At 61.0% G+C, this 25231-nt stretch carries 26 protein-coding genes; 5 read left to right on the forward strand and 21 right to left on the reverse strand.

Features of this window, described 5'->3' with window-relative positions:
• Positions 1 to 157: 157 nt before the first annotated feature.
• The 21 genes from fleQ to ACMCNM_RS22820 form a co-directional block, all read right to left on the reverse strand.
• On the reverse strand, positions 158 to 1633 hold the full coding sequence (fleQ, locus tag ACMCNM_RS22720; RefSeq protein ID WP_099454940.1) for a transcriptional regulator FleQ: 1476 nt from the start codon (positions 1631 to 1633) through the stop codon (positions 158 to 160).
• 168 nt (positions 1634 to 1801) lie between these two features.
• A complete protein-coding gene (locus tag ACMCNM_RS22725) occupies positions 1802 to 2095 on the reverse strand; it encodes a hypothetical protein (protein WP_027593037.1) in 294 nt (97 codons plus the stop codon).
• A gap of 16 nt (positions 2096 to 2111) precedes the next feature.
• Positions 2112 to 2507, reverse strand: a complete 396-nt coding sequence (gene fliS, locus ACMCNM_RS22730) for a flagellar export chaperone FliS (protein ID WP_027593038.1) — start codon at positions 2505 to 2507, stop codon at positions 2112 to 2114.
• Between the two features lie 78 nt (positions 2508 to 2585).
• A complete protein-coding gene (gene fliD, locus ACMCNM_RS22735; RefSeq protein WP_027593039.1) occupies positions 2586 to 3941 on the reverse strand; it encodes a flagellar filament capping protein FliD in 1356 nt (451 codons plus the stop codon).
• Between the two features lie 79 nt (positions 3942 to 4020).
• The gene (locus ACMCNM_RS22740; RefSeq protein WP_027593040.1) at positions 4021 to 4371 is read right to left on the reverse strand and encodes a flagellar protein FlaG; all 351 of its coding nucleotides are present in this window, start codon (positions 4369 to 4371) and stop codon (positions 4021 to 4023) included.
• A gap of 76 nt (positions 4372 to 4447) precedes the next feature.
• Positions 4448 to 6139 (reverse strand): flagellin, encoded by a 1692-nt coding sequence (locus ACMCNM_RS22745; RefSeq protein ID WP_339550014.1) that lies wholly within the window; start codon positions 6137 to 6139, stop codon positions 4448 to 4450.
• Between the two features lie 448 nt (positions 6140 to 6587).
• Complete coding sequence (locus tag ACMCNM_RS22750) at positions 6588 to 7517, reverse strand: ketoacyl-ACP synthase III (RefSeq protein WP_085272500.1); 930 nt, start codon at positions 7515 to 7517, stop codon at positions 6588 to 6590.
• Between the two features lie 400 nt (positions 7518 to 7917).
• The gene (locus ACMCNM_RS22755) at positions 7918 to 9483 is read right to left on the reverse strand and encodes a flagellar hook-associated protein 3 (protein ID WP_027593043.1); all 1566 of its coding nucleotides are present in this window, start codon (positions 9481 to 9483) and stop codon (positions 7918 to 7920) included.
• Between the two features lie 13 nt (positions 9484 to 9496).
• Positions 9497 to 11539, reverse strand: a complete 2043-nt coding sequence (flgK, locus tag ACMCNM_RS22760) for a flagellar hook-associated protein FlgK (RefSeq protein ID WP_099428635.1) — start codon at positions 11537 to 11539, stop codon at positions 9497 to 9499.
• A gap of 10 nt (positions 11540 to 11549) precedes the next feature.
• A complete protein-coding gene (gene flgJ / locus ACMCNM_RS22765; RefSeq protein WP_085272499.1) occupies positions 11550 to 12704 on the reverse strand; it encodes a flagellar assembly peptidoglycan hydrolase FlgJ in 1155 nt (384 codons plus the stop codon).
• A gap of 11 nt (positions 12705 to 12715) precedes the next feature.
• Positions 12716 to 13825 carry a flagellar basal body P-ring protein FlgI gene (locus ACMCNM_RS22770; protein WP_099455884.1) on the reverse strand — a complete coding sequence of 370 codons (1110 nt, stop codon included), beginning with the start codon at positions 13823 to 13825 and terminating at the stop codon, positions 12716 to 12718.
• A gap of 12 nt (positions 13826 to 13837) precedes the next feature.
• Positions 13838 to 14533 (reverse strand): flagellar basal body L-ring protein FlgH, encoded by a 696-nt coding sequence (gene flgH / locus ACMCNM_RS22775; protein WP_016488460.1) that lies wholly within the window; start codon positions 14531 to 14533, stop codon positions 13838 to 13840.
• Positions 14534 to 14581: 48 nt separating this feature from the next.
• Positions 14582 to 15367, reverse strand: coding sequence for a flagellar basal-body rod protein FlgG (gene flgG / locus ACMCNM_RS22780; RefSeq protein ID WP_099454947.1), 786 nt, complete (start codon positions 15365 to 15367; stop codon positions 14582 to 14584).
• A 46-nt stretch (positions 15368 to 15413) separates the two neighbouring features.
• Positions 15414 to 16154: a flagellar basal body rod protein FlgF gene (locus ACMCNM_RS22785; protein WP_186679627.1), complete on the reverse strand. Its 741-nt coding sequence runs from the start codon at positions 16152 to 16154 to the stop codon at positions 15414 to 15416.
• Between the two features lie 159 nt (positions 16155 to 16313).
• Complete coding sequence (locus tag ACMCNM_RS22790) at positions 16314 to 16505, reverse strand: hypothetical protein (RefSeq protein ID WP_186679625.1); 192 nt, start codon at positions 16503 to 16505, stop codon at positions 16314 to 16316.
• 158 nt (positions 16506 to 16663) lie between these two features.
• Positions 16664 to 17986, reverse strand: a complete 1323-nt coding sequence (gene flgE / locus ACMCNM_RS22795; RefSeq protein ID WP_186679622.1) for a flagellar hook protein FlgE — start codon at positions 17984 to 17986, stop codon at positions 16664 to 16666.
• Between the two features lie 27 nt (positions 17987 to 18013).
• The gene (flgD, locus tag ACMCNM_RS22800) at positions 18014 to 18715 is read right to left on the reverse strand and encodes a flagellar hook assembly protein FlgD (protein WP_186679620.1); all 702 of its coding nucleotides are present in this window, start codon (positions 18713 to 18715) and stop codon (positions 18014 to 18016) included.
• A gap of 12 nt (positions 18716 to 18727) precedes the next feature.
• A complete protein-coding gene (gene flgC / locus ACMCNM_RS22805; protein ID WP_027593052.1) occupies positions 18728 to 19171 on the reverse strand; it encodes a flagellar basal body rod protein FlgC in 444 nt (147 codons plus the stop codon).
• A gap of 2 nt (positions 19172 to 19173) precedes the next feature.
• Entirely contained in the window at positions 19174 to 19581 is a 408-nt protein-coding gene (gene flgB / locus ACMCNM_RS22810) for a flagellar basal body rod protein FlgB (protein ID WP_027593053.1), read from the reverse strand.
• Positions 19582 to 19927: 346 nt separating this feature from the next.
• Positions 19928 to 20755 carry a protein-glutamate O-methyltransferase CheR gene (gene cheR / locus ACMCNM_RS22815; RefSeq protein ID WP_412765468.1) on the reverse strand — a complete coding sequence of 276 codons (828 nt, stop codon included), beginning with the start codon at positions 20753 to 20755 and terminating at the stop codon, positions 19928 to 19930.
• 51 nt (positions 20756 to 20806) lie between these two features.
• The gene (locus ACMCNM_RS22820; RefSeq protein ID WP_412765469.1) at positions 20807 to 21736 is read right to left on the reverse strand and encodes a chemotaxis protein CheV; all 930 of its coding nucleotides are present in this window, start codon (positions 21734 to 21736) and stop codon (positions 20807 to 20809) included.
• 77 nt (positions 21737 to 21813) lie between these two features.
• On the opposite strand from ACMCNM_RS22820, the gene flgA reads away from it, so the two are divergent.
• The 5 genes from flgA to ACMCNM_RS22845 all read left to right on the forward strand — a co-directional run bounded on the left by flgA (position 21814) and on the right by ACMCNM_RS22845 (position 25155).
• Complete coding sequence (gene flgA / locus ACMCNM_RS22825; RefSeq protein WP_027593056.1) at positions 21814 to 22566, forward strand: flagellar basal body P-ring formation chaperone FlgA; 753 nt, start codon at positions 21814 to 21816, stop codon at positions 22564 to 22566.
• 156 nt (positions 22567 to 22722) lie between these two features.
• Entirely contained in the window at positions 22723 to 23037 is a 315-nt protein-coding gene (flgM, locus tag ACMCNM_RS22830) for a flagellar biosynthesis anti-sigma factor FlgM (protein WP_186703686.1), read from the forward strand.
• Between the two features lie 50 nt (positions 23038 to 23087).
• Positions 23088 to 23555 carry a flagella synthesis protein FlgN gene (locus ACMCNM_RS22835; RefSeq protein ID WP_027593058.1) on the forward strand — a complete coding sequence of 156 codons (468 nt, stop codon included), beginning with the start codon at positions 23088 to 23090 and terminating at the stop codon, positions 23553 to 23555.
• A 79-nt stretch (positions 23556 to 23634) separates the two neighbouring features.
• Positions 23635 to 24378 (forward strand): flagellar brake protein, encoded by a 744-nt coding sequence (locus tag ACMCNM_RS22840; RefSeq protein WP_099454954.1) that lies wholly within the window; start codon positions 23635 to 23637, stop codon positions 24376 to 24378.
• Positions 24379 to 24558: 180 nt separating this feature from the next.
• Complete coding sequence (locus ACMCNM_RS22845; RefSeq protein ID WP_412765470.1) at positions 24559 to 25155, forward strand: hypothetical protein; 597 nt, start codon at positions 24559 to 24561, stop codon at positions 25153 to 25155.
• The last annotated feature ends 76 nt before the right edge of the window (positions 25156 to 25231 follow it).

Here is a 25231-nt window from a genome sequence, read left to right on the forward strand (position 1 = left end):
ACTGCGATGCGTATTGTGCAACCTGTGTAGGAGCAGCCTTGTGCTGCGAAGAGGCCGGCGCATGCACAGAACCTTTCTGTGCTGCCACCGGCCTCTTCGCAGCACAAGGCTGCTCCTACAAGGGTTTACCGACTGCCTGAAACAGGCGCAAAGGGGGTCAATCCTCCGCCTGTTCCTCGCCACCCTGACGGCTCATACCGTACTTGCGCATCTTCTCGACCAGCGTGGTACGGCGGATACGCAAACGTTCAGCCGCGCGCGCAACGATACCGTTGGCATCGTCCAGTGCCTGCTGGATCAGGCCCTGCTCCAGGCTGCCCAGGTAGTCCTTGAGGTCAAGGCCTTCGGGCGGCAGCATCGCGGGGTTGGCGAAGTTGGGTGCATGGCCGTTGATGGCCACGCGCTCTTCGAGATCACTGCGCAGGTGGTCGACCATCTGCTCGTCTTCATCATCGACGTAGCGGAATTTTTTCGGCAGTTCGGACACGCCGATCACCCCGTACGGGTGCATGATCGCCATGCGCTCGACCAGGTTGGCCAGCTCGCGCACGTTGCCCGGCCAGCCATGCCGGCACAGCGACATGATCGAGGCAGAGTTGAACCGGATCGAGCCGCGCTTCTCGTGCTCCATACGCGAGATCAGCTCGTTCATCAGCAGCGGGATGTCTTCCACCCGCTCACGCAGGGGCGCCATCTCGATGGGGAAGACGTTCAGGCGGTAGTACAGGTCTTCGCGGAAGGTCCCATCCTCGATCATGCTTTCGAGGTTTTTGTGGGTCGCGGCGATGATGCGCACGTCGATGCTCTGGGTCTTGTTGCTGCCCACGCGCTCAAAGGTGCGCTCCTGCAACACGCGCAGCAGCTTGACCTGCATCGGCAGCGGCATGTCGCCGATCTCGTCGAGGAACAGGGTGCCGCCGTTGGCCAGCTCGAAACGCCCGGCACGGCTGGTGATGGCACCGGTAAAGGCGCCCTTCTCGTGGCCGAACAGTTCGCTTTCCAGCAGCTCGGCCGGGATCGCGCCGCAGTTGACCGGCACGAACGGCGCATCGCGGCGCTTGGAGTGGTAGTGCAGGTTGCGCGCCACCACCTCTTTGCCGGTACCCGACTCGCCGAGGATCAACACGCTGGCATCGGTGTCCGCCACTTGCTGCATCATCTGCCGCACATGCTGGATGGCGCGGCTGGTGCCGACCAAGCTGCGGAACAGGTTCGGCTCGCGCTGGCGCCCGCGCTCGCGTGCTTGGTCGTACATCTCGCGATAGACCTGGGCACGGTGCAGCGAATCGAGCAACTGGCTGTAGCTCGGCGGCATTTCGAGGTTGGAGAGGACCCGACGGCGAAGCTCTTCCGGCAACTCTGCAGAAGAAATTTCACCTAAAAGCAGCACCGGAAGGAACTCATCCCACCCGGCCACTGTCTTAAGGAGCCCAAGGAGATTGCCCGGAGCATTCACGGCACCGACAAGTACGCACAGCACTTCCCGGCTCGAAGACAACGATTCCACCGCCTGCTGCCAGTCCTGGCTCGAGCACGCGAGGTTTTCTTCGCCTAGAAAATTCAGGACCACCGCCAGATCGCGGCGGCGGGCGCTGTCGTCATCGATCAGAAGAATCTTGGTTTCACGCCACATGCAATAGCAACTTCCCTAGTCATATCGGCGCCCTGCGGGGCGTGCTCGACATCATTCCGACTGAATGGTCAGTGTTCGGACGTCTGAAATTCGAAAACAGCCACTAGTAAAGTCAAAAACTTAGAAGCAGTCAAATTTATGGCGCCGAGCTTTGCGTTCTGCTCAGCGTCAGCTGAACAGATGGTATACCTTTGTGGCCTGTTTCGCTTGATTGATATTGGACATTTGCTGGACTAAAGATTGACGTTCGTCACTTGCAACGTCGATTAGTTGGCGATAAACGTCCATCAGCGCTTCGAGGTTCACCCGAACCGCCGCCTCATCCTCCACCGCCCCTTGCAGCAATTCGTCCATCTGCGCCCTGCAGGCCAGGTCTAGCTCGCCAATGGCGGCCCAGTCGCGCGCTTGCAGTGCCTCGTTCAGGGCCTGACGGGTGTCTTCGATTCGCTGCAACGCGTTCATGTGGCCTCCTGGCGTGTCACTGCTCGGCTGTGGCGATGGCATCCCAACCGCTTTTGACGGTGATCATCAGCTGGGCGACTTCGTCGATGATGGCGGGGTCGCTGTCCAGGTTGGCCTGAATCAGACGGGTGGCCATGTAGGCATACAGGCTGTCGAGACGGTCCAGCTCGTCTGGGTTGTCGGTCTTTTCCTTGTCCAGCCCTTCACGCAGGCCACCGATGATGTCGATCGCCTTGCCCAGCATCACACCCTTCTGCGCCACGTCGCCGCGGCTGATCGCGCCCTTGGCCTGGGCCATACGGTCCAGCGAACCTTCCATCAGCATCTGCACCAGGCGGTGCGGGGTCGCTTCGGAGATCTGGGCGTGGGAATTGACCTTCTGGTACTGGCGAAGGGCTCTCATCGGGTGCATGGGGGATCCTCAGTGAACGGGGCAGAACAGTGGCCGTATACCTAGGTAATCGGCCCTGAGCTGGATTTCTTTAGGCGATCAATCGTCGCTGTTGGACTTGTTGAGAGCGTTTAGCGTGGTCATCACGCTGTCGCTGGTCGCCTTGAGCTTGGCCACCAGGGTGTCCATGGCGTTGTACTTCTTGGTCAGGGTGTCGGTCAGCGACTCAATACGGCGATCAAGCGCGGTCTGCGACTCTTCCAACTGCTTGAGCTGGGTGGTCAGGCTCGCCTGGCGCGACGCGAGGATACCCCCTGTCTTGGCGTACTCTTCAGTGGCCGCGGTCATGCGGCTGAGCAGGCCTTCCTTACCGACGAACAGGCCACTGATGTCAGCGCCCATCGTTTTGACTGCGGCATCCCACTTGTCGTTGTTGAGCTCAAGCAACCCCGTCTTCTGCACGGTATTGATGCCTAGCTGCGACAGCGTACGCAGGCCACCGGTACCCACACTGCGGGTGAGCTCGCTACGGATTGAGCTGACCAGAGAACGCATGGTCGCATCCCCTGTCAGCGATGCACCCGAGGCGCTGCTGTCGTCGGCGCCCGTGGTGACCTTGGTCTGCGCATTGATGGTCGTCATCAAGGCGTTATAAGCGGTCACGAAGGACTGCACCGAGGTTTTCAGGGTGTCGTTGTTGCTCGCCACCACAAGGCTCGACTTGCCTTCTTTGACCAGGGTGATGTCCACGCCACTGACCGCACCGGTTACGGTGTTGGAAGCCGATTCCAGCTCGAGGCCGTCGAGCTTGTACTTGGCATTCTGCGGCTCTGCAATGGTCGTCACACCGGTGGCCATGTCGGCGGTGCCACCCAAGGTCAGCTCGGTGCCATCACCCATTTTGGTCGACGAGAAGATCAGCCGCGAACCACTGGCGTCAGTGACGATGTTGGCCGTGATGCCCTTGGATTGCAGCTGATCGTTGATCGAGTCGCGCGCCTGCTGCAGCGTTGCACCCGCAGCGATGGACACGTTGTGCGTGGCATTGCCCTGGCTAATGGTCAGGGTTTGCGACTCGCCCGAATCGTTGACGATGGTCGAGGTGTTCTTGTAAACCTGAGTCGAAATCTTGGATGCCGTTGCCAGCTGCGTCACTTCAAGCGAGTACGTGCCCGACGACGCGCCATCACCCAATTTGATCTTGGCGATAGCTTCGTCAGACGACGACCCAGACAAACCATTGAAGCTCGCTGCGGTATTAAGCTTGGTCAGCGCCGCGCGGTACGTTTCCAGCGCACTTTTGATCGTACCGATGGCCGACAAGGTGGTGGTGGCGGTGGCGGTCTGATTATTGATCTGGGTTTGCTTGGGTGCTTTCTCTGCACCCGCCAACGCCGCAACAAGCTCGTCGATCTTTAGACCCGAACCCAGTCCGGTAATAGTAGAACTCGCCATCTTCACACTCCTTATCGGTGACCGTCGAAAATCCGACGAAAACGCGTCCGTGCGGCTTTACAACAAAAGCCGTGCCAACTCAGGCCTGGGTATCGAACAACAGGCTGTTGGCATCCTTCAGGTTTTCCGCCAGCTTCAGTGCCACTTCGGAGGGCAGTTGACGGATGACTTCGCCGCTCTGGCGGGCGATGACCTTGACAACCACCTGGCCGGTGGAGTCATCGATCGAAAAATCGAGTTGTCGCTCTGAAGCCTTGACGAAGTCCTGGATGGCATTGACTGCGGTTTCCAGGGTTTCTCGGGCTACAGGCTGGGATTCTGGCTTGGCAGGCTCGTTGGCCGCCAGCTCGTTCTCTTGCCGCTTGCTCGCTGTTGCTTCGGGAGCAGCGGAGGCGGGATAGGACAGGCCCAGTTTCACGCTCATATCCATTTCTGGCACCTCTTGTTCTCGGAAAGACGAAAGGGTACGTCACCGTACCCTTCGTCAAACTACTTAGCGATCAGGATCAGCCCAGCAGTTTCAGTACCGACGACGGCAGCTGGTTAGCCTGGGACAGGATCGCAGTGGAAGCCTGTTGCAGGGTTTGCTGCTTGGTCAGCTCGGCGGTTTCCGAAGCGAAGTCGGCGTCCTGCACACGGCTGCGGGCAGCGGTGGAGTTTTCCGAGATGCTGTTCAGGTTGGCAACGGTGCTGTCGAAGCGGTTTTGCACAGCACCCAGCTGAGCGCGCTGGCTGTCGATCTGAGCGATAGCGGCATCCAGAGCCTGGATGGCTTTCTGCGAATCGGCAGCAGTGGTGATGCTCAGGTTGGAAACGGTGGTTTCCTGGGTGATGGCTACGGTGCTGTTGGTGGTAGCCAGGCCCAGAGCGGCCAGACCGGTACCTTGGCTGCCGTCGGCAACGGTGATGTTCTCTTTCGAGAACAGCTTCAGGGTGTTGTCGGCGTTCTTGCTGGCGGTGACGCCGGTGCTCGCGGTGTTGATCGCCGAGATGATGCCGTCCAGGGTATCGCCCTTGGTGAACTTGACTTCAGTGCCGTTCAGGGAGATGGAGGTATCAGCGACCAGCTTGGCTTCGGTAGTACCGGCAGCCAGACCAACCTTGGCCAGCGCGCCTTGGCCAGCGGCACCGGTGCCGTTGGTCAGGTTGATGGCTTTGCCATCGGCGGAGCTCAGTTGCAGACGGCCTTCGGAGCTCAGGGTTGCCGCGACGCCGGTTGTAGCAGTTTCAGCGTTGATGGCAGCGAGCACATCAGTCATATCCTGGCCAGCAGTTGCGCCGATTGCGGTGCCATTGATATTGAAGGAAATGTCGCTGTCGAAGCCCGCTGCAACGGTCGCAGTGGCGGCGAAGCCAGCAGTACCGCCACCGGTGGTGGCTGCAGTTGCAGTGAAGGTTGCCGACGAGCTCATGACGATATCGCCGTTGCCATCGATGGCCGCGGTTACGCCAGTGTTGGAGGCGGTGTTGGCAGCGTTGATCTTGCCGACAGTGGTAGCTGCAGTGTCGGTGTCATCGAGCGCAACAGCAGTGCCGTTCAGGGTCAGCGTAACAGTTTCACCAGCAGCAACGGGTGCGAAGGTTACAGGGTCAGCGCGGAAGGTAGAGGCGCTGGTAGCGACTGCACCAGTAACAACTGCGGACAGGTCAGTAGCAACACCATCAGTCTTAGCTTCGCTGAACGAACCTTTCAGGCCAGTCGAGCTGATGTCGGTCATGCCGAACGAGATGGTTTCGTTAGCGCTGGAACCGATCTGGAAGCTGACGTTCTGGAACGAACCGTCGAGGACTTTACGGCCACCGAAGGTGGTGGTGTTAGCGATACGGGTCAGTTCGCCCGACAGCGCGGTGAATTCTTGTTGCAGGGAAGTACGGTCGTCATCGCTGTTCGAGCCGTTGGCGGACTGCAGGGACAGTTCGCGCATACGCTGCAGGATGCTGGTCGATTCTTGCATCGCGCCTTCAGCGGTCTGGGCGATGGAGATGCCGTCGTTGGCGTTTTTCACGGCAACGCTCAGGCCTTTGATTTGGCTGGTCAGACGGTTGCCGATCTGCAGGCCGGCGGCGTCGTCTTTGGCGCTGTTGATTTTCAGGCCGGAAGACAGGCGGGACATCGAAGTACCCAGCGCGTCGGAAGCACGGTTCAGGTTCTTCTGAACGCCCAAGGAGGTGATGTTAGTGTTAACGGTCAAAGCCATGACGAATTCCTCGTTGAATGGATACAGCGGCTTCCGGCCCTGGCAACCGCCGGGTGTGGCCTAGAGAACCTTCGTAATGGTTATCGTCGGGTGCGCGGGTTGCTTGAGGGGTTTTTCAAAAAAAAAATGGTGGCACGCTGCCAGCCCAGTGAAATCAGGGGGTTAAGGGCGAATTTTTGACGTCAAAATCTGTGCAGAAAAAACCTTATGGCACAGCCAACCTGTGGGAGCGGGCTTGCCCCGCGAAACAGGCGACACGGTGGATGGCACCGGCTTTGCCGGTGTTCGCGGGGCAAGCCCGCTCCCACAAAGAAGGCACAGGCTTCAAAAATTGGTTCCTACAGCTGGATCTACAAAGATTTTGAATCATCCATAGACCCACACCCGGCAGGCACAAAAAAAGCGCCGGGCGGTGGCCGCCGGGCGCTTTTTTCGAGACTGCTGAGGGTCAGTCGCGATAGAGAATCGCCGAGCCCCACGACAGGCCCACACCGAACCCGCTGATCGCCACACGCTTCCAGTTACCGTCGAGCATGTGCTTTTGCAGCAGCAGCGGCACACTGGACGACACGGTATTGCCGGTCTCGAGCATGTCCTTGACGAACTTCTCCGGGTTTTCTTCCTCGAAGCGGCGCGCCACGGCATCGACAATCGCCGCGCTGCCCTGGTGAATGCAGAAGGCGTCGATATCCTTCGAGGTCAGCCCGCTGGCGTCGAGCAGCTCATGCAGGTGCGCCGGCACTTTGATCAGGGCAAAGTTGAACACCTGGCGGCCGTTCATGAAGAACTTGCCGTCGTTGACCTTCAGGTGCTCCGCGCCAGAACCGTCGGTGCCAAAACGCGCCTGGCCTAGGTTCCACACTGCATTTTCGCCCATCCAGGTGGCCGTGGCGGCATCACCGAACAACATGGTGGTGTTGCGGTCTTCCGGGTCGACGATTTTCGAGTACGGGTCGGCGGTGATCAGCAGGCCATTCTTCAGCCCTGCCGCTTCCATGAAGCCCTTGATCGCATACAGGCCATACACGTAACCCGAGCAACCCAGCGACACGTCGAACGCCGCCACGCGGGTCGACAGGCCAAGCTTGCTCTGGACAATGGCGGCGGTGTGCGGCAGGCCTTCTTCGTCACCGTTCTGGGTGACCACGATCAACGCATCGATCGATTGCGGATCAAGGTCAGGGTTGGCGGCGAACAGGGCCTGGGCCGCTTCGACGCACAGGTCCGAGGTTTCTTGGTCTTCGGCCTTGCGCGGCAGGAAGGACGCGCCGATCTTGCCGAACATGAACTCTTCGTCCTTGCCGAACTTCGCACCCTGAACGTAGTTGTCCAGGCCAGCGGTGGGCACGTAACTCGCGATGCTTTTGATGCCAATCATTCTGGCTTCCCAATGAAAACAGCCAAAGACCACCACTCGATGAATTGAGGGCGCCAAATACCGGAGCGTCACCCCACAGGGGGCGAGCAAGGCCTGGCAGCCTCGCTCGAATGCAAACCGGTAACAAAATGCTGCAACAGCTGCTGCATAGAATACAGGGAAGATGACCGTTTTGACTCATTGGTCACATTGAAATGCTACGAAAGCCTGGCGGGGGGTGTGGAGACTGGAGGGTTTTGCGGGGGGATTGAGGGAATTGGGGGTGCTTTGCGCCCCTTTTCGCGACGCAAGGCCGCTCCTACAAAGAGATCGCGTCATGCGCAAATGAACGCCCCCCTTTGTAGGAGCGGACTTGCGTCGCGAAAGGGGCGCAAAGCGCCCCCAAAATCTCACAGCAAGATCAAAGCTTGTTGAACAGGCTCAACTGCGAAATCCGCGCAAACGCCAGCTGCGAGGCTTCGAGCATCGCCTGTTGCAGGGTCAGCTGGATGGTCGCCGACGCCATGTCGGTGTCGCCAATGGCGCTCTGGGTGGTCTTGTTGGCCAGGCCCAGGCTGATGTTCTCCTGCTCCTGGATCTCCAGCGAGTTACCGCGCGCACCAATAGAACCGCGAGTAATGTCGATACGCTCACGGGCACTGGCCAGGTTGGAGATCGCCGAGTCGGTCGCCGTCTTGAGCGCTGCCTGCGCCTCTGGGCTGTCGACTGGCTTGCCCAGCGCCGTGCGCAATTGGCCGAGGCTGTCGAGCACGTTCTGCGTGCGGTGCGTGTTGGCCGTCACCGAGAACTGGTCGCCCTCGCCGGGCGCACTGTCGAGCTGGAAGGTCACGCCCGCCACCGTAACCGCATTACCCGCCCCGACCGTACCCGAGGCCACTGGCTTGCTGTCGGCACTGTACGGCTGCGCATACAGCGAATACTCGGTCGCACTGGTGAACTTGATCACCGCACCATTGCTGGGGAAGGTGCTGCGATAGGCATCGGCATCGGTGATGCTGCTGCCGGTAACCTGCGCGGTCGATGGGTTACCCGCACTGCGCGTAGCATTCAGGGTGTCGGGCTTGGCTTCGAGGGTGAACACATGGCCCGCCACCGCCGCGTCGGCATCGTCACCTTCCTGCAGGTTCAGGTTGATCTCGAAATCGACACCGCGCAGCGAAATCATCTTGCCGCCTTCGGTGTTGACGTCGAACTTGCCGTTGCTCGCGGTTTCGCTGGTGATGTCCTTGCCGGTGGCATCCTTGACGCTGTACTCGGTGGCACTGGTGAAGGTGATGGTGTACGGCTGACCGCCGGCGAACTGGTTGTTGTAGGTGTTCGCCGAGGTCATCAGGCCACCGGACAACAGCACCTTGCCGTCATCCGGGGTCGGCGCCTGCAGGCTCGACTGCGTACGGCTGTTGTTGGTCGCCTGGTCGAAGATGCTGAAACCGCTGTCATTGGTCGCCAGGCTCAAGGTATCGGAAACCTGCAGGCTGAGCTGGGTCTGGTCACCCTGGTAGCTGTAGGTACCGTCGCTATTGCGCACGTAGGGCGGCGTTGACGACTTGGAGCCACCAAACATGTAGTCGCCATTGGCGTCGCGGGAATTGAGCAGGCCGAAGACGTTCGCCTCGATCTCTTTGATCTCGCTGGCGATCGATGCGCGGTCGGCATCGCTCTTGCCACCGTTACCCGCCTCCAGCGCCAGCTCGCTGGCACGCTGCAGGGCATCGTTGATGGTCGAGAGCACGCTCTCTTCCTGCAGCAGGGCATTCTTGACCGTGGTCATGTTGCCGTTGTACTGGTCCAGCAGCGCGCTCTGCTGCTGCAGCAACAGCAGGCGCGCGGCACCGACCGGGTCATCGCCCGCCGTCTGGATACGCGACTTGGACGTGATCTGCTCGGTGGTCTTGGCCGTGTCCGAGAAGTTCTTCGAGTAGGTGTTGGCGCTGGTCTCATAAAACTGAGCAGTAGAAATACGCACGGCCAGCTACTCCTTAAAGGGCGTTGATCAAGGTCGAAAAGGTTTCTTGCGCCGCCTTGATGATCTGCGACGACGCGGTGTAGTAATGCTGGAACTTCACCAGGCTGGCCGCCTCGTCATCGAGGTTGACCCCCGACACCGCACTGCGGCTTTCGGCGGCGGACTTGAACACGGCCTGGGTCGCGGTGGTGTCGATGGCGGCCTGGCTGGCCTTGGCCCCCACGCGCTCGACCAGCGAGGCATAGGCCGAGGTGAAGCTGGTGCCACCGCCAGAGCCGGTGGCCACGGTCGATTTGGTCTGCAGCTCCAGCAGCGAGGTAGCGTTGCGGTTGTCGGCCTTGCCGTCTGCATTGAACGACAGGGTGAAGCTGTCGTTGGCAGACGGGCTGCCGCCGATGGTGGTCTCGACATTGAAACTGCGCGGCTTGCCGTCGCCATCAAGGATCGGCTGGCCAGCGGCATCGAGCATTGGCACGGCGATGGACAATTTGTTGTCCTGGCCAGGCACCACACTGCCGGTGCCGATCTGCGTGCCCTTGGCATCGAACAGCTTGTAGCCCTGGGAACCGCCGTTGGCGGCATCGAACACCACACGCACCGGCATCGAGTCGCGAATCGCCTGCTGCATCAACGCTGTATCGGCACCGCCGTAGATATCCAGCGAGTCGCCCAGCACCGGCTGGGTGATGGTGCCCGTGCCCCCGTTGCCGCTGCCCGCCGTGGCGCTGATCGGCCCGGCAAAGGCTAGCTTGTTGGCATCGGTCATGATGGTCGAGATATTGCCCGCCGCGGAACGGGTCGGGATGACCTTGAAGCTGTCCCCCGCTGCCAGGCCACCGCCCTTGAGCGCCAGGCTGAAGCCGTCGATCACCGGGGCCGGGTCGGCGCTCAGGTCGAAGCTGCCCATGTCGGTGCCATCGGAGCGGCGCACGCTGTACTGGTTGGCGCTGGTGAACTTCACTTCGTAGTCGTAGGTGGTCAGCGCGCCGCTGTCGGCAATGGTCACATCGAGGTTGCCGGACCCAGCACTGTTGCTCGACGAAGCCAGGCTGCGCTGGGCCAATGCACTGGCGCTGTTGATGCTGGAGAACAGCGCGCTGCCGAATTGGGCGTTGGCATCCAGGCCTTGGCCCAGCTGGCTGTTGATGCTGTCAGCAACCACCAGGGCCACGCGGCCGAGCTCGTTCATCGACGGCATCAGCACGTCCTGGCGGTAGCGCAGCAGGCCGCCGATCGTGCCACCGGTCACCACCGAGGTCACGTCGGAGCTGAACGACTCGTAGTTGATGCGCAGGCTGGCTTGGCTTTTGTCAGCCACACCCGGCTGCACCGACAAGGTGTTGGCCTTGACCCCGGTGACCAGTGACTGGCCACTGCCCAAGTAGACGTCGTAGTTGCCGTCGCGCTCCTGCACAGTGACCCCGACCAGCTCGTTGAGCTGGCGCACGGCTTCGCTGCGCGCATCCAGCAGGCTGTTAGGGGTATTGCCGGTGGCGGTGGCCGCGACGATCTGCTTGTTGTACTCGGCGATGTTGCTGGTGAGCTTGTTGACCTGGCCTGCGAGCGTGCCGAGCTGAGAGTTGATCGTTTCGTTCTGCTGGGTCAGCTGCGTGCCCACCGCATTGAAGCGGTTGCTCAGGGTTTGCGCCTGGGTCAGCAGCAACTGCCGCGAGGCGACATCACCCGGCGTGGCCGAAGCGGTCTGCAACGCCGAGAAGAACGCGGTCAGCACCGAGCTGATGCCGGTATCACGGTCGGCCAGCAATTTGTCGACGCTGGTGATCTGGTCCTGGAACGCCAGCGAGTCAGCCTGCAACGAGGTCGCGGTCTGCAACTGATTGTCCAGGTAGGCGCTGTAGATCCGGCGCACATCCGACAGCGTGGTGCCCGTACCCAAAAAGCCCGCGCCCATGTTGTGCGAAGGGCCCGCAACCTGAACCGCTTGCTGGCGCGAATAGCCACTGGTGGCGGCGTTGGCAATGTTGTTACTGGTTACCGACAGTGCCGCCTGGCTGGCACCAAGGCCACTCAGACCGATCGAAATCAGACTCGACATGTTTTAGTCCTTATAGATTCGTAGTTCTGCCAGCCATGGCGTATTGCGGGGTTGCTTGCATTTGCTGGGCGATGCTGATGATCTTCTTCGCATAGCCCGGGTCGGTCGCATAACCTGCTTTTTGCAGCTCTCTTGCAAACTGCTCAGGGTTATCGGCCGCGTCCAGCGCACCTTGATAGCGGGAATTGCCCTGTAACAGGTTCACCAGGTCATGGAAGCTGTCCTGGTAGGAATCGTACGAGCGGAACGCTGCGGTTTCCTTGACGAACTGGCCATCGCGGAACTCGCTGGTGATCGCCCTCGCCTGCTCGCCCTGCCAGTTGCCACTGGCCTTGATGCCGAACAAGTTGTGGCTGCTGCTGCCATCGGTGTTGCGCATGACCGACTTGCCCCAGCCCGTTTCCAGGGCCGCCTGGGCGACCAGGTAACGCGGGTCGATACCGATGCGCTTGGCGGCCTGCTCGGCCATCGGCAGCATGGTGGCGACAAAGGCGTCGCTGTCGGCGAAAGCCTTGTTCGGCGCCAGCGGCGGCTGGGCCACGGCACGCCCGACAATGCGCAGGCCGTTTTCTGGCACGGCGAAGGCCTTGGCCACTTGCTGGCCGTCACGGGCCGGCACACTGGCGGTGTTGGTGGTCGCAGCCGACGGCACGATGCCTGCCAGCAGGCGGTCGGTGAGCTTGCTTGGCAAGGCCAGGCGCCGCGCATTGAGGGCCGCGACGTCATTGCGCGTTGCACTGGCCTGGGCGGCATGCGCGGGTTCGGCCACCTTGTTGCCCCACAGCGCCGGGCCACTGCCCTCGCTGCGCGGAAACGGGCTGGTGGCACCAGCCGTGCTCTTGCTCTTGGTCAACTGGCGCACCAGTACGTCCTGCAGGCCGATACCGCCCCCCTCGCGGGACATGCTCACGGCCAACTGCTGGTCATACATGTCGCGGTATTGCTTGACCGTCTCGGTGTTCATCGGGTTGTCGTCGGCCAGCACATCGCTGGCCTTGCGCGAGGCCTTGAGCATTTCGCTGATGAACAGCGACTCGAATTCCTGGGCCACCTTGCGCACGTTGGCTTCGCTGTCGCGGTCGCCGTGCTTGAGCGAACTCAGGCGGTTGAGGTCGGTGTAGGCGCCGCTGTCGGCACTGCCAGACACCAAGCTTTTGCTGTTCATGCGCGGCGTCCTCAGATCACGATCAGGTCGGCCTGCAAGGCGCCGGCCTGTTTCAGGGCTTCAAGGATCGCCATCAGGTCGCCGGGTGCCGCGCCGACCTGGTTCACCGCGCGGACGATTTCATCCAGCGTGGTACCCGGGCCGAACTTGAACATCGGCTTGGCTTCCTGCTCGGCGTTGACCCGCGAACGCGGCACCACGGCGGTCTGGCCGTTGGAGAACGCGCCCGGCTGGCTGACGATCGGGTCTTCGGTGATGGTCACGGTCAGGCTGCCGTGGGTGACCGCCGCCGGCGACACCTTGACGTTCTGGCCGATGACGATGGTGCCGGTACGCGAGTTGATGATGACTTTCGCCACGGCCTGGCCCGGGTCGATTTCGAGGTTTTCCAGAATCGACAGGTAGTCCACGCGCTGGCTCGGGTCCATCGGCGCACTGACGCGTACCGACCCGCCATCCACGGCCTGAGCAACACCTGGGCCGAGCAGTTCATTGACCTTGTCGACGATACGCTTGGCCGTGGTGAAGTCCGGGCGGTTGAGGTTCAGGGTCAGGCTGTTGCCCTGGTTGAACCCGCTCGGCACCGCCCGCTCGACGCTGGCACCACCGGGAATGCGACCGGCCGACGGAACGTTGACGGTGATCTTCGAACCGTCACGGCCTTCTGCATCGAAGCCGCCCACCACCAGGTTGCCCTGGGCGATGGCGTACACGTTGCCGTCGATACCCTTGAGCGGGGTCAGCAGCAGGCTGCCGCCGCGCAGGCTCTTGGAGTTACCGATCGACGAGACGGTGATGTCTACCACCTGGCCCGGCTTGGCGAACGCCGGCAGTTCGGCATGCACCGACACCGCCGCAACGTTCTTCAACTGCACGTTGCCGGAACCGGCCGGCACCTTGATGCCGAACTGCGACAGCATGTTGTTGAAGGTCTGCAGGGTAAACGGCGTCTGGGTGGTCTGGTCACCCGTGCCGTTGAGCCCCACCACCAGGCCATAGCCGATCAGCTGGTTGGAACGCACGCCAGAGATGCTGGCAATGTCCTTCAAGCGCTCGGCCTGAGCCGCGAAGGCGCAGGACAGTAGCAGGGTTGCGGCAATCAGCTGCCTCACGTTGAACATGGTCATCCGTACTCAGAAAGGCCAAAGCGGGCTGATGAAGAAGCGGTCCAGCCAACCGGGCTGGCTAGCATCGGCAAACGAGCCGGTACCCGAATAGGTGATGCGCGCATCGGCCACGCGGGTGGACGGCACGGTGTTGTCGGTGGCGATGTCATCGGCGCGGATCATGCCGGCAATGCGCACCAGCTCTTCACCGGTGTTCAGGGTCAGCCACTTCTCGCCGCGCACGGCGATGATGCCGTTGGGCAGCACTTCGGCCACGGTCACGGTGATCGAGCCGGTCAGGGTGTTGCCCTGGGTGGCCTTGCTGTCGCCCTTGGTGGCGCGCTCGCCGTTGTAACCGGCCTCCAGCGACAGGTCACCGCCGCCGAACGGGTTGTTGGTGTTGGGCGTGCTGCCGAACAGCGAGGTCAAGCCGATGTCGGCCTTGCTGTTCTTCTGGATCTGCGAACCGGCGTTCTTGCTGGCCGAGGTCTTCTCGTTAAGGGTGATGGTGATGATGTCACCGACCCGGAAGGCCTTGCGGTCGCTGTACAGGTTCTGTTCGAAACCGGCCTGGTAGATCGAACCGTTGTTGGCCGCCGCCGGCAACGGGGTGCGCGGCAACACCGGCGCATAGTACGGGTCGTTGGGCTTGGGCGTCGGCCCGACGCAACCTGCCAACAACACCGCTCCCCCCAGGGCGAAGACGGACAACAGACGATTCATGACGCTTACCTCACGGTGTCTCTGGGCTACAGGGCCGGGATCAGGGGCTTACAGCTGCTGGGTGACGAACGACAGCATCTGGTCGGCGGTAGAGATGACTTTCGAGTTCATCTCGTAGGCACGCTGGGTGGTGATCATGTTCACCAGCTCTTCCACGGTGCTGACGTTGGAGTTCTCCAAGGTCTGCTGCAGGGTGGTGCCGAAGCCGTTCAGGCCTGGAGTGCCGACTTGCGGCGCGCCGCTGGCAGCGGTCTCCAGGAAGAGGTTGTTGCCCATTGCCTGAAGACCCGCAGGGTTGATGAAGTCGGCAGTCTGGAGGTTACCAATGACCTGAGCGGCCGGGTTACCGGCAGTGGTGATCGACACGGTACCGTCCTGGCCAACGGTGAACGTCTGTGCATCATTCGGCACGACGATCGCAGGCTCCAGCGCCAAGCCATCGGCATTGACGATCTGGCCATCGGAGTTCAGGTGGAAGGTGCCGTCACGGGTATAGGAAACAGTGCCATCCGGCTGCAGAATCTGGAAGAAGCCACGCCCATTGACCGCCATATCCAATGGGTTTTCGGTGGTCTGCAAGCTGCCGGCGGTGAAGTTCTTCTGGGTGCCGACAATGCGCACACCGGTACCCACTTGCAGGCCCGAGGGCAGCTCGCTGTCTTGGGTCGACTGGGCGCCGGGTTGACGCTTGATCTGGTAGAGCAGGTCCTGGAATTCGGCGCGATCACGTTTGAAGCCGGTGGTCGAGACGTTGGCCAGGTTGTTGGAAATGACCGTCAGGTTGGTGTCCTGGGCGGACAGGCCGGTTTTAGCGACCCAAAGAGCCGGAAGCATGCTGTTCTCCTCGTGCGCCTGTTTTACGGCACCCGTTCAAATGTGATTAGCCGATTTGCAAAACCCGAGCCATGGCTTCGTCGCCTTCCTTGGCCGTGTTCATCATCTTGACGTGCAGTTCGAACTGACGGGACAACGCCAGCACCGAGGTCATTTCCTCCACGGCGTTGACGTTGCTGCCTTCCAGGAAGCCCGACACCACGCGCACGTTGACGTCGGCATCTGCCGGTTGGCCATTGGTGGTGTGGATCATGCCGTCCAGGCCCTTGGTCAGGCTTTTAATGTCGGGGTTGACCAGCTTGATGCGGTCGACTTCGGCCATCATGCGCGGGTCTTCGCCCATGGCGCGGATGCTGATGGTGCCGTCTTCACCCACTTCCACTTTTTGCTCTGGCGGAATGGCAATCGGGCCGCCGTTGCCGATCACCGGCATGCCATTGCCAGCACGCAGCACGCCCAGGGCGTCGATGTTCAGGCTGCCCGTGCGCACGTAAGCTTCGCTGCCATCCGGTGCCTGCACAGCGATGAAACCCTTGCCGGTCACAGTCACGTCCAGCTCGCGGCCGGTCTCGACCATCGGGCCTTCGCTGAAGTCGGTGGCCGGGCGCTCGGTCATGGCAAACGCGCGCGCCGGAAAGCTGTCGCCAAACACCGGCATCGAGCGCGCCTGCTCCAGGTCGCGCTGGAAGCCGTTGGTGGAAATGTTCGCCAGGTTGTTGGCATGGGCCTTCTGCGCCAGCGCGTTCTGGCTGGCGCCGGTCATGGCCACGTAAAGCATCTTGTCCACAGCATCTCCTATGCGCGTACCTGCCGCGCTGTCACTGAGCAGGGATAAGCAATAATCGAACCAGGTCCGCAAACCAATGAATTCAGGGGTTGCAGCGCGCCGAGAGGCAAAAACCGTCAGTTTGTCGGCGGATGTTTGCCGCGAGCGGCAAGGCAGTGTTCAGTACGTCCGGCAACCGGCGTTGTTGTAGGGGCCGGAAAAGCGCACCCAGCCTTCGCCTGGGTTGGTGGCCGAGCACATGAAACGGCCGGTGGTCAGGCTTTGCCATTGGTAGAAGGGGGCGGGGGCGGCGGCGAGCAAGGGGGCCATGGCGAGGACGGGGAGAATCGCTAGTAGCAGCAGCCTTTTCATGGGGTAAACCTTTGGGATTTTGGGGCCGCTTTGCGGCCCTTTCGCGACGCAAGGCCGCTCCTACAGGGATCGCGTCGACCTGTAGGAGCGGCCTTGCGTCGCGAAAGGGGCGCGAAGCGCCCCCTATTGCAGACAACACTCCACCAAACCAACCACCATCAGCTCATCTGGATGATGGTCTGCATGATGGTGCTTTGAGTGGAAATGGTCTTGGCGTTTGCCTGGTAGTTGCTCTGCGCCTTGATCAGGTTGACCAGCTCGCCGGTCAGGTCGACGTTCGAGTCTTCCAGCGCGCCGCCGGTGATCTGCCCCAGCGTCCCGGTATCCGGCTGGCCGACAACAGGCACGCCCGATGTGTAGGACTCTTTCCAGGCAGTGCCGCCCACCGGCGTCAGGCCTTGGAGGTTGGCGAAGTTGACCAGCGCGACCTGGCCGATCACCTTGTTCTCACCGTTGGTGAAGTTCGCGAACATGTTGCCGCTGGCATCGATGCTCAGGCCAGACAACTCACCCGTCGCAAAGCCATCCCCGCTCTTGGCGGTAGTCGCGGAGGCGGCGTTGTATTGCGTGGTGGCGATCATGTCCAGCTTGACCCCGGAGGCATGCGCGTTGGCGCCGTTGGCCGCCCACACACCTGCAACTGTCTTCTGCGCCGGCACCCAGCCGTCCAAGTTGAAGGTCTTGTCGGCGTTGATGCTGAGCCCACCTGCCACTGCACCCTCGTTCATGAGCGCCGTGTCCAAGGTGCCGTCACTCTTGAATGGCAGCGTGTTTGCCAGCGGGGTGGTCGACGTCGGGTCGGCTGGGTTGCGGCCGTCGATGGTGGTGTACATGGTCCAGGAGTTAGTACCCTCATCCTTCATGAAGTACTGGTTCATCTGGTGCAGGTTGCCCTGGCTGTCATACACATCGGTGTTGAAGGTGTAGTTGTAGGTCTTGACGTTACCCGGGTCGAACGGCGACTCGGCCGGGGCGGTATCGCTGGACTTGAGGTTGAGCGTCTCCGTGATGCGCCCGGTAGGGTTGGGCGTCAGGTTGGACGTGTCGATCTTCAGGTCAGTCAGCGCGCCTGGGACGACATTGCCATTGCCATCTACACCATACCCTTGCAGCTTGGCGCCCGACGAGCTGATGACATTGCCTTCCTTGTCGCTGTAGAACATGCCGGCACGGGTGTAGATCTTCGAGCCATTGTCATTCAGGGCGAAGAAGCCGTTGCCGTCGATCGCCATGTCCAGGGCTTGGCCGGTGCCGTTGATATTGCCCGGCGTGAACATCTGCGACACCGATGCGGTTCTCACACCAGTGCCGACGACCGTCTTGCCGCCACTGGTGCCGCGAATGGAGTTGGAGTACTGATCCGCGAACTCGGCGCGCGAAGCTTTGAAGCCGGTAGTGGCGACGTTGGCAATGTTGTTGCCAGTGACGTTCAGGGCCTTGTTTGCTGCATTGAGGCCGCTAAGGCCGGTATTGAAAGACATGTGCTACTCCTGTCGTTAGCTTAGGCCCTAGATGCCAATGGTTTGAACTTTGGACAGCGCAACGCTGCCCAGCCCGGCGAGGTTGAGCGTCATTTCTGCGCCGTTGGTACCCATGGTCACACTGGTGACCGTGGCCGGCAGGTTGGTGGTCATGGCCGTGGACGTGCCATCGATACTGGCGGTCGCCTTGAAGGTGTAGGTACCCGCCTCCAACGGCTCGCCGTCGTCGTCCAGGCCATCCCAGGTGAAGTCGGCCTTGCCAGCAGCCTTGGAGCCCAGGTCCAGGGTGCGCACCAGCTTGTCGTCTTTGTCATAAATGCCGACAGACGTGGCGGTACTCGACGAGGTCAGGTTGACCGACCCTTTCATCTCTTTGCTGGTGTCGACCAAGGCCTTGTCGGTTTGGACGATCACATTGCGCCCAACCAGCGACGAGGCCTGCAGCGCCTGCGAAGACTGGAACGAACCGGCGATGTAGTTCACCGTGTCGTTCAGCGTCTGCATGCTTTCAAGGCTGCTGAACTGCGCCAGCTGCGCAACGAACTCGCCGTTTTCCTGCGGGTCGAGCGGGTTCTGGTTTTTCATCTGCGTTACCAGCAACTGCAGGAACGCATCCTTGCCCAGTGCACTGCCGGCAGCGCCGGTGCTGCTGTCGGTTTTGCTGGTCTGCTTTTGCAGCGAGGTCAGGTACGCGCTGCCGACGTCACTGGTGGAATTGGTCGTGGTCATGTCGGCTTCCTATCACTGACCCAAGGTCAAGACTTTCTGCATCATGCTTTTAGCGGTGTTCATCAGTTCGGCGTTGGTCTGGAACGCACGGCTGGCAGAGATCATGTCAGCCATCTCTTCAACCACGTTGACGTTCGGGTAGTAGACGTAGCCGTCCTTGTTCGCCGCGGGGTGGTTAGGCTCGTAGCGCGCCTCCAGATTGCTCTGGTCTTCGACGATGCCTTTGACCTGCACGCCCTGCCCCGCTTCTCCCTGGTCCTCGAACAGCGACTGGCTGGCGCCGCCCTGTGCGTTCTGGAAGGTGGTGGCGAACACCGGGTGGCGGGCGCGGTAGGTCTGGTCAATGCTCGACGACACGGTCTCGGCGTTGGCGATGTTCGAGGCCACGGTGTTGAGGCGGGTGTTCTGCGCGCTCATGCCGCTGCCGGCAATGTTGAAAACACTGGAAAGGGACATGGTTACTCTCCGCGCAGGGCCGAAACCAGCCCTTTGAATTTACTGTTGAGCAAGGTGAAGCTGGCCTGGAAACCGATGGCGTTTTCCGCGTAGTTCGATTGCTCGATCTGGGCATCCACGGTGTTCTGGTCGATCGACGGCTGCAACGGCGTGCGGTATTTGAGCGCCTCGTCGCTGAGGGCCAGGCCGTCGGCCTCGATGTGCCGGCTGTTGGTGCGGTCCAGGGCGAAGCGGCCGCTTTGCTGCTTTTCACTCTCGGCGGCGAGCACCGAAGAGAAGTCCATGTCACGCGCCTTGTAGTTGGGCGTGTCGGCGTTGGCGATGTTGTTGGCCAGCACTTCAGCGCGCTGGGCGCGGAAGCCCAGGGCCTTTTCGTGAATGCCAAGCGCCTTGTCGAAACTGATGCTCATGTCGGGGAAACCTTCGGAGGTTGACCGGAGTGTCGTTGGTCAAGGTATAGCAAGGGCTGTGCCAACCGGCTTAAAGGCCGGAAACACGGGGTTGCAAGGGGGATGCTGGCAGATGGGATGCCAGAAAAGCGGCAAAGTGCTTCCGCTTGGGGAAAGAAAAGCGGCAATCGCCGGGCGGCAAAAGCGGCAAAACAAAATATTGACGTCAGACCATCGCGATCGAAAACACGCCCGTGTAGGAGCAGCCTTGTGCTGCGAAAAGGCCGGTGAAGCCACAGTAGATTTACTGCACTTGCACCGGCCTCTTCGCAGCGCAAGGCTGCTCCTACAGGAATCGCGCTTGGCTTTACTTGGCCTGGTAGATGATCCCTGGGCTGCACTGCACCATCTGGTAATGGTCCGGCAACCCGTTCAGCGCCTCAGAGGCGCCGAGGAAAAGGTACCCGCCAGGCTTGAGCGTGCTGTGGATGCGCAACAGGATGTCCTTCTTCACCTGGGCCGAAAAATAGATCAGCACGTTGCGGCAGAACACGATGTCGAACTTGCCCAGGCTCGCGTAGCTGTCGAGCAGGTTGAAAGAGCGGAACTCGACGCGGCTGCGAATGGCCGGCTTGACCGCCCAACGCCCCGGCCCTTTGGGGTCGAAGTAGCGCTGCAGGCGCTCTTGCGACAGGCCGCGGGCGATGGCCAGGCTGTCGTACTCACCGGTTTTGCAGTTGTTCAGCATGGTCCCGGACAGGTCGGTGGCAACGATCTGCGCGCCCATCTTCAACTGGCCCAGGTTGCTGCGCTCGAACTCGTCGATGACCATCGAGATCGAGTAAGGCTCCTGCCCCGACGAGCACGCCGCCGACCACATGCGCAGGCGCTGGCCTGGGTTGTTCTTGATGAACTCGGGGATAACCTTGTTCTTCAACACCTCGAAGGGGTAGCTATCGCGGAACCACAGGGTTTCGTTGGTCGTCATCGCATCGACCACCTGTTCGCGCAAACCGCTGCGCGGCTGGGCCTGGATGCGCTGCACCAGCTCGCCCAGGCTCTTGATGCCCTGTTGCTCCATCAGCTTGTTGAGACGGCTGGAGACCAGGTACTGCTTATTCTCGCCCAGCAGGATGCCACAGGCTTTCTCCAGGAAGACCCGGAACTGTTCGAAATCCAAATTACCCGTAGACACTCTTGCCGCCTCTTTTCAATCGCTGGTGCCGGGAGCGGGCTCCCGGCTGCTTCAATGCGTTGCCTTGATCCGGTCGACCACGCGCTGGGCCAGGTCGTCCGGCTTGAACTTGGCCAGGAAATCATCGGCGCCGACTTTCTTGACCATCGCCTGGTTGAATACCCCGGAGAGCGAAGTATGCAGGACGATGTGCAATTTTTGCATGCGCGGATCGCTGCGGATCTCTGCGGTGAGCGTATAGCCGTCCATTTCTGGCATTTCAATGTCCGAGATCATCATCAGGAACTCTTCTTCCGGCCGCTTGCCCTCCTCCACCAACTGGCGCAGGTAATTGAGCGCCTGGCGGCCGTCGTTGAGCGCCACCACCTCGACACCGACGGTTTGCAGGCAGCGGCTGACCTGCTTGCGCGCCACCGACGAATCGTCGACGGTCAGCACCCGCAGCAGCACAGCCTTGTCCTGCACCTCGGCATCGACCACCCCGGCAGACACCTGCTCGGACGACGGCGCCACTTCGGCCAACACCTTCTCCACGTCGATGATCTCGACCATGCGGTTGTCCACACGGGTGACGGCGGTCAGGTAATGGTCGCGGCCGGTGCCCTTGGGTGGCGGGTGGATTTCTTCCCAGTTCATGTTGACGATGCGCTCGACCGAGTGCACCAGGAAGCCCTGGGTCTTGGTGTTGTATTCGGTGATGATCACAAAACTGTTGCGCGTGTCTTCCTGCAGCGGCGCCAACCCGGTGGCCATCGACAGGTCGAGGATCGGGATGGTCGCCCCGCGAATGTTGGCCACGCCGCGCACCACCGGGTGTGACTTGGGCAGCAAGGTCAGCACCGGGCACTGCAGCACCTCTCTGACCTTGAACACGTTGATGCCATAGAGCTGACCGCCATTGAGGCGAAACAGCAACAATTCCAGGCGATTCTGCCCCACCAGCTGAGTGCGCTGGTTGACCGAATCCATAACACCCGCCATGCCAGACTCCTTAACGTTTCAGCCTTTCGTTGCAACTCAGGTACCGAGTCGGCACGGGCTTTGCTTTTTTGAGCGCCATGTACACGAAAACGACATTTTTCCGACGATTGACGCACCTGCTGACTGGCTCGCTGGCCACGCTGTGCCTGCTGGCGCCCAGCGTTCGCACGCTGGCGGACGCTTTTACCTTGCCTGAACAGCTTATCGGTGTCACCCAAGGGTTTCTTGAATTCACCGTAGAAGATTATCTGGCCAGCACCCAAACCGCCGGCCGTTACGAAATCCAGGTCAGCACCCTCGACCCGCGCTTGCGCATGCCGCTATGCAGCCAGCCGCTGGACGCGTCGCTGGAAAGCCCCGCGCAGCCGCTGGGTCGGGTCACGGTGCGGGTCCGCTGCGACAGTGCCGCGCCGTGGACCGTGTTCGTGCCGGCAACGGTGCGGCTGTTCCGCGACGTGGTGGTGGTCACCCGCCCGCTCAAGCGTGACAACGTGGTAGGCGAAGGCGACGTGGCACTGCGCGAGCGCGATGTCGGCACCCTCGGCCAAGGTTTTCTCAGCGAACTGGACCAGGCGGTGGGCATGAAGATGCTGCGCCCCACAGTCATCGACCAGGTCCTTACCCCGCAGCACCTTGAGCAAGCCGAAGTGGTGCGCAAGGGCGACCAGGTGGTGATCATCGCCCGCAGCGGCAGCTTGAGCGTGCGCATGCCCGGCGAAGCGTTGAGCAAGGGCGGCCTGAGCGAACAGATCCGGGTGCGCAACCTGAATTCCAAACGGGTGATCAAGGCCAGGGTGACCGGCCCCGGCCAGGTCGAGGTGACAATGTAGCGGCATTGTGCTGGCGGTGTGGAACCGCTTTTCCTAAACTGTGTCAGAAAACGGGTTCGCGAGCTTGCTGACAGGCGGCTACGCAATTGGGCCTAAAGTTTCTTTCGGGTTGGCCGAAAACAAGGCAAGCGTCCAAATACCCAGGGGTTTCTGATCATGGTCATCGACTTCAGTCGTTTGAATAACTCTCCGTCCGTTACGGGCGGCGTTCGCGGCAATGCTGCGGCCGGTACCGCCGAAAAGGCCGCTGCCAGCCCGGAAGCGCCAAAAGGCACCACCGCCAGCGGAGAGGCAGTACACCTCAGCCAAGAGGCACAGCAGTTGCAGAAGGTCAGCGATACGCTGCGCGACCAGCCCGTCGTCAACAGCGCCCGCGTGGCCCAGTTGAAACAGGCCATCGCCGATGGCAGCTACCAGGTCGATGCCGGCCGGGTTGCCAGCAAACTGCTCGATTTCGAAGCCCAGCGCTGACCGTTCGGCGCGCTGACTTCACGGACGCTTACTAAAGCCAAGAGTTAGCCATGCACGACACCACCTTGCTGCAACTGATCGAAGATGACATCGCCCCGATGCAGGAACTGCTCGAGCTTCTTCAAAAAGAAGCGATTGCCCTGCATGGCCGCGACATGACGCTGCTGGAACAGATCCTGGCCCGCAAGCAGTCATTGATCATCTTGCTCGAGCAGCATGGGCAGCGGCGCAGCCACTTGCTCACCAGCCTCGGCCTCAGCGCCGACCGCGCCGGTGTGCAGGCAGTGGCCGCGCAGTCACAGCATGGCGACGCGATGCTGCAACGGCTGGACATGCTCTCGCAACTGATGGACACCTGCCAGCAGGTCAACGAGACCAACGGCCGGATCATCCAGGTGCAGCAACACATCACCAACAATCAGGTCAGAATCCTCATGGGTGGCGATTCTCCGTCGCTCTACGACAGCCGCGGCAGCACCTCGCTGCTGGCCAAGCCGCGCGCCCTCAGCCAAGTGTGATACTTCTATCAAGCCACGTCACATACTGGCAAAATGCCGTTACTTGCGTGTGTCGTTTTTGCCTGGAGAGTGATTAGCCGTGTTCAATGAAGCCGATGCCCCGCAGCCGCCAAAGGTGCTCAGTACGCCTTTGGAGATCGCGGCCAACCTGCGACAGCTGCAAGAAAGCCATGACCCCCTGATCATCACCTTCCCTGATCGCAGCCAGCGCTTCCAGAGCTACGTGGTGCATGTCGACCGCGACAGCAATACCCTGGCACTGGACGAGATGATCCCCCGCGACGGCGAAAAATTCATCGAGAACGGCGAACCCTTCCGCGTCGAGGGCTTCCACGATGGCGTGCGCATCGCCTGGGAATGCAATGCCCCACTGACCATCAGTGAAGTCGACGGCCATCGCTGCTACCGCGGCGCGATGCCTGAAGAAATGACCTACCATCAGCGCCGCAACGCCTTCCGTGCTGCGCTGAAGCTGTCGCAGCTGGTCGACATCATCCTCGACGGCACCCACCTCAAAGGCAATGGCGCCCTGCGCGGCAAACTGCTGGACATCTCCGCTACCGGCTGCAAATTGCGTTTCGACGGCAACGTCGAGGATCGCCTGCAACTGGGCCAGGTGTACGAGCGTTTCAAGGCTGGCAACCCGCTGGGCCTGGTCGACACCATGGTCGAACTGCGCCACCTGCACTTCGAGGAGCGTATCAACACCACCTTCGCGGGCGTGCGCTTCCATAACCTCAGCGGCCAGGCGCAGCGCAAGATCGAGAGTTTCGTCTACCAGCTGCAGCGCGAAGCGCGACGGTTCGATAAAGACGATTATTGATTTCGCCGTCCACTAGAAAAACGCCACCCTGCGGGTGGCGTTTTCATGTGTGCTAAGCCTGTGCATTCGAGTTACAGAGACAGGCCGCCGGCCCAGGACTGTTTCCCCATTATCAGCGAACCGCCGACTGCTTAACGTGTCTTGTGCCTGACATTAGGCACGACCAAGAGCGAGACACTGATGATTCACTCAAACTTTACTGCCGAACTGCATTGCCAACATGGCCGAGTGGGGGTTGCGGCAACAGGGTATTATGACAGTCCATTCTCACCGTTGTCGCAAGGGTGGCTGTGCCCAGATGAAAAGCAAGCCGACATCGCTTACCTGACCCCCGTCGTCTTCGACTTCACATTCATCGAGCAAAGAGGCGACCGCATTCATTACCACATCAACTGCTCAGACACCTTTGACTATGCCGGTGCACGACTGGCACAGGATAACAGCGGTTGGTTGTGCTTATACGGCATGAGTGTCGCAGGCAGAATCTGGAATGCATTGAACCCCGCCAACTTGTTCCCTCAGTCACAGCCAGAGTGGAAGTTCGAGCTCCTGCAGCCTTGGGACGGAGATATCGAAAGCGTCGAAGAGGTCGAATTTTATCTGCGAAACCGGCATGGTTACAGAATCGCACTGGTAGATAGCCACCATGTAGATACGAGCGCACCACGCTGGGCATTGGAAAAGCAGCCAAGAACGTACGAACACTGGTACCTACACGCTGGCACCAAGGACGGCGAAATCTTGAGATTCTGCCTTCGTAACGTCAAACCTGCCTGACGCCCCGGTGGCCTGCCCCTCGCTGCGTAAAGCATCCGTACGCGTTCAGTGAGGGCCAAAGGGGCTGCCCTACAGC

Source organism: Pseudomonas sp. NGC7, from assembly GCF_047159675.1.
Classification (GTDB): domain Bacteria; phylum Pseudomonadota; class Gammaproteobacteria; order Pseudomonadales; family Pseudomonadaceae; genus Aquipseudomonas; species Aquipseudomonas kermanshahensis.